Origin of the sequence: Citrobacter sp. (assembly GCF_050252275.1) — a bacterium.
In the GTDB taxonomy this organism is placed as follows: Bacteria; Pseudomonadota; Gammaproteobacteria; order Enterobacterales; family Enterobacteriaceae; genus Citrobacter_A; species Citrobacter_A amalonaticus.
Window position 1 is genome coordinate 1 of sequence record NZ_JBFWLF010000345.1, and the last position, 4,369, is coordinate 4,369.

The window sequence follows — 4,369 nt, forward strand, 5'->3', positions numbered from 1 at the left end:
CCCTTCCGTTTTCGGGACAGAGATGTAGTTTTCGATATCCACAGTATCGAGTACCTGGCCGCCAAAACGCTCACCCATCAGGCCGGTACGAATCCCTTTACGTGCGGAGTAAACCGCTGCGGCTGCACCCGCAGGACCGGAACCGACAATCAGAACATCATAAGCATCACGCTGGCTCAGCTCTTCTGCGGCGCGTTTTTCAGCGCCAGTATCCACTTTCGCCACGATTTCCGTCAGCGTCATCCGACCCTGACCAAACTCTTTCCCGTTAACGTAGACAGCCGGTACGCCCATCACGTTACGCTCAGTGATCTCGTTCTGGAACGTGCCGCCATCAATCGCCGTATGCTTGATACGCGGATTCAGCACCGCCATCAGGTTCAGTGCCTGCACCACGTCAGGGCAGTTATGGCAGGAGAGTGAGTAATACGTTTCAAATTCAAAATCGCCGTCAATCTCGCGGATCTGCTCGAGCAGAGACTGCGCTTCTTTTGACGGGTGTCCACCGGTCCACAACAGCGCCAGAACCAGCGACGTAAATTCGTGTCCCAGCGGAGAACCTGCAAAACGCGGCCCCTTCGTTGAACCCGGATTGGTGATCAGGAAAGAGGGTTTGCGCACCGACAGGCTGTTGTCTTCTTTAAAGGTGACTTTCTCTGACAGTCCAGCGATTTCAGCCAGCAGTTCCTTGATTTCCGCCGATTTAGCGCTGTCATCCAGCGTCGCAATCAGCTCAACAGGTTTCGTCAGTTTCTCAAGATAAGCCTTGAGCTGGGTTTTCATATTTGTGTCGAGCATTGTTCTTCCCTCTCTGAAAACATCATCATGCAAGCTGATTTGGCTGAGTCTGCATTAATACAACTTGCGTCATGGTGCTGAATAAAACGGGCACCCATAAGCACCCGTATGTGAGGTAAACTCCCAGTATTTCTTGTCACAGGAAGGCGGCAAGCTTATGAATCCCCGGGAGCTTACATAAGTAAGTGACCGGGATGAATAAGCGCAGCCAACACACCTGTGGCATGAAAAACGCCGGAATTTTTAGATTTTACCGACCAGATCAAGGGATGGAGCCAGCGTCGCTTCGCCTTCTTTCCACTTAGCCGGGCACACTTCGCCTGGGTGAGAAGCAACATACTGAGCGGCTTTGATTTTACGCAGCAGGTCAGAAGCATCACGGCCGATACCTTCAGCGGTAACTTCGATCGCCTGGATGATACCCTGCGGGTCAACAACGAACGTTGCGCGGTCTGCCAGACCTTCGTCTTCACGCATGTTGTCGAAGTTACGGGTCAGGGCGCCAGTCGGGTCGCCGATCATCGCATATTTGATTTTGGCGATGGTGTCGGAGCTGCTGTGCCATGCTTTGTGGGTAAAGTGGGTGTCGGTAGAGACGGAGTAAACGTCTACGCCCAGCTTCTGCAGTTCTTCATAATGGTCTGCAACGTCACCCAGTTCGGTCGGGCATACGAAGGTAAAGTCAGCCGGATAGAAGAAGAAGACGCTCCAGCGGCCTTCGGTATCTTTCTCGGTCACTTCGATGAATTCACCGTTTTTGAACGCCTGGTTTTTAAAAGGTTTAATTTTGGTATTAATCAAAGACATCTGTACTTCCTCCATGTTTTCGTTGAGAGATAAGTTACCGAAGATTGACTGACAGGGCTAATGCGTTTCCTTTATCAAATCAATAAGCGTTAGCTAACAAACCTCTCAATTCAACGTTGTGAACGTGCTACGACGCAAAGTAAAAAGGGCCACCTTTGCAGGCAGCCCCGTTACCTGAACTACCCGTGGGTAACTTCAGCGCCAGTGAAACTGGCTATGTGTTGCGCTCTACATTACCTTAACAAAGGCTGTAACAGCGAGAATGATTACACCACCCCACTCCTCAAAGGGCAACGTTCCAGCCTGAGGTCTTATCTATGGCTGTGATAGGTTTCCCCACCGTTCTCGCAATCGCTCTGATTTATAAGGATAAATGATGTTAAAACGTACGCTTTTGCTCTCCCTGCTCCCTCTTTTTGCCTGGGCTGAAGACCTGCCTGCGCCCGTTAAAGCGATAGAAAAACAAGGGATTACCATTATAAAGTCGTTCGATGCGCCCGGCGGGATGAAAGGCTATCTTGGGAAATATCAGGATATGGGGGTCACTATCTACCTGACACCTGATGGCAAGCAGGCCATTTCGGGCTACATGTACAATGAAAAAGGCGAAAACCTGAGCAATCAATTGATAGAGAAAGAGATCTATGCGCCTGCCGGACGGGAAATGTGGCAGCGCATGGAAAAAGCCGACTGGCTTCTCGATGGCAAAAAAGAGGCTCCGGTGGTGCTGTATGTTTTTGCTGATCCTTTCTGTCCGTATTGCAAACAGTTCTGGCAACAGGCCCGCCCATGGGTGGAGTCCGGCAAAGTCCAATTGCGAACGCTACTCGTCGGCGTCATCAAACCAGAGAGCCCAGCTACCGCCGCTGCCATTCTGGCATCGAACGATCCGGCAAAAACCTGGCATGATTATGAAGCCTCTGGCGGAAATATGGCGCTCACGGTGCCCAAAGCGATTTCTCCGGCACACATGAAAATCCTTAATATGAACCAAAAAATCATGGATGATTTAGGCGCAAACGTCACGCCCGCAATTTATTATATGAATAAAGATAACGTTCTTCAGCAGGTCGTTGGCTTGCCTGAAAAAGCGCAACTGGATGCCATGATGACACATCCATAAGTAATACGGGTAATTATATGCCATTAGATATAATTACCCTGAATATTTCTCATAACACGTTGTAAAAATCACTTCGTCATTTAAGTTTTACTTAAGTAACACTCAAACCAGAAAGAAATATTTCTTTGCAAAACTCCTTTGTTTTTAACCACGCCAGCTTGTATAGCGAACATGTAATATCAATTGAAATATATTCAAAACGGATATATTTAAGATAATTTAATTAATTCATTGAATTTATTTAAGCATTGCACGTTCCCAAAAAAGGCTTATATTATAGAGGGATATCTATTTAAGGCGAATGACTTTAACGTTTAAGGATAAGCGATACATGTCCGTTTATAAAATATCATTAAACCAAAATGTTCTTGAAGCCGCTGAAGAACGCATCACCTGGACTCTCGAAAATCTTCCCCGCGTATGCGTCTCCTTTTCCGGTGGTAAAGATTCTGGCTTGATGTTGCATCTGACGGCCAATATTGCCCGTAAGCTACACAAAAAAATCAATGTGTTGTTCATTGACTGGGAAGCGCAATTTTCCTGTACCATTAGTTATATTACCGCGTTGCGCGAAATGTATGCCGATGTCATCGACCATTTTTATTGGGTTGCCCTTCCGCTCACCACCCAAAACTCACTGTCACAGTTTCAACCTGAATGGCAGTGTTGGGAACCCAATACCCAGTGGGTTCGTCAACCGCCGCCAGACGCCATCACCGATCCGGGTTATTTTCCCTTCTATCAATCCGGCATGACCTTCGAACAGTTTGTACGTGAATTTGCCGACTGGTTTTCGAATAAACGCCCGGCAGCGATGATGATCGGGATTCGGGCCGATGAATCCTATAACCGTTTTGTGGCAATCGCCAGTTTACGTAAACAGCGTTTTGCCGATGACAAACCTTGGACGACCGCCGCACCAGGCGGACATACCTGGTATATCTATCCGCTGTATGACTGGAAAACAGCTGATATCTGGACCTGGTTTGGTCGCACCAATTTGCCCTGTAATCCGCTCTACAACCTGATGTATCAGGCCGGTGTTCCGGCCCGTTACATGCGTATTTGTGAACCATTTGGCCCTGAACAGCGCCAGGGATTATGGCTCTATCATGTTGTTGAACCGGAAAGATGGGCCGCGATGTGCGAGCGCGTGAGTGGCGTCAGGAGCGGCGGGATCTACGCCGGGCAGGATAATCACTTCTATGGTCATCGAAAAATTCTCAAGCCCGAACACTTGAGCTGGCAGGAGTACGCCATGCTGTTACTGCTCAGCATGCCCATCTCCACGGCAGAGCATTACCGCAACAAAATCGCCGTCTATTTACAGTGGTACAAGAAAAACGGCCTCGGTGAGATCCCGCAAACGCAGACGGGTGATATCGGTTCGAAAGATATCCCCTCCTGGCGACGCATCTGCAAAGTGTTATTGAACAATGATTACTGGTGTCGGGCGCTCTCTTTCAGCCCAACTAAACCGAAAAGTTACCAGCGTTATAGCGAACGCATGAAAGCGAAACGCAAGGAATGGGGAATTTTATGCAACAACGATTAACTCAGGACCTCCTTAGCTATCTTTCTGGCTTATCTGATGACGAAAGAATTAAAGCCATCAATGTGTTCAGAAAGGCGATTCACAGC

The 4,369-nt window shown here is 48.4% G+C and carries 4 protein-coding genes and 1 pseudogene; 3 read left to right on the top strand and 2 right to left on the bottom strand.

Features of this window, described 5'->3' with window-relative positions; all coding sequences use genetic code 11:
- Positions 1-798 (bottom strand): thioredoxin family protein (locus tag AB7E14_RS21110; protein WP_428169905.1); only part of this gene is annotated, 798 nt, incomplete at its 3' end.
- 243 nt (positions 799-1,041) lie between these two features.
- Positions 1,042-1,605 (bottom strand): alkyl hydroperoxide reductase subunit C, encoded by a 564-nt coding sequence (gene ahpC, locus AB7E14_RS21115; RefSeq protein ID WP_004859485.1) that lies wholly within the window; start codon positions 1,603-1,605, stop codon positions 1,042-1,044.
- A gap of 376 nt (positions 1,606-1,981) precedes the next feature.
- On the opposite strand from ahpC, the gene dsbG reads away from it, so the two are divergent.
- From dsbG to AB7E14_RS21130, 3 genes and pseudogenes are all read left to right on the top strand, one after another.
- A complete protein-coding gene (gene dsbG, locus AB7E14_RS21120; protein ID WP_044328661.1) occupies positions 1,982-2,728 on the top strand; it encodes a thiol:disulfide interchange protein DsbG in 747 nt (248 codons plus the stop codon).
- A gap of 331 nt (positions 2,729-3,059) precedes the next feature.
- Positions 3,060-4,283: a phosphoadenosine phosphosulfate reductase gene (locus AB7E14_RS21125; RefSeq protein ID WP_316961915.1), complete on the top strand. Its 1,224-nt coding sequence runs from the start codon at positions 3,060-3,062 to the stop codon at positions 4,281-4,283.
- Positions 4,268-4,369, top strand: a pseudogene (locus AB7E14_RS21130) (hypothetical protein); the annotation flags it as partial. The gene AB7E14_RS21125 and the pseudogene AB7E14_RS21130, both read left to right, overlap by 16 nt.

What these genes read in the sequence shown, in the direction of transcription:
- ahpC (WP_004859485.1), bottom strand. Translation starts at nt 1,605, where the DNA reads ATGTCTTTGATTAATACCAAAATTAAACCTTTTAAAAACCAGGCGTTC.
- dsbG (WP_044328661.1), top strand. Translation starts at nt 1,982, where the DNA reads ATGTTAAAACGTACGCTTTTGCTCTCCCTGCTCCCTCTTTTTGCCTGG.
- AB7E14_RS21125 (WP_316961915.1), top strand. Translation starts at nt 3,060, where the DNA reads ATGTCCGTTTATAAAATATCATTAAACCAAAATGTTCTTGAAGCCGCT.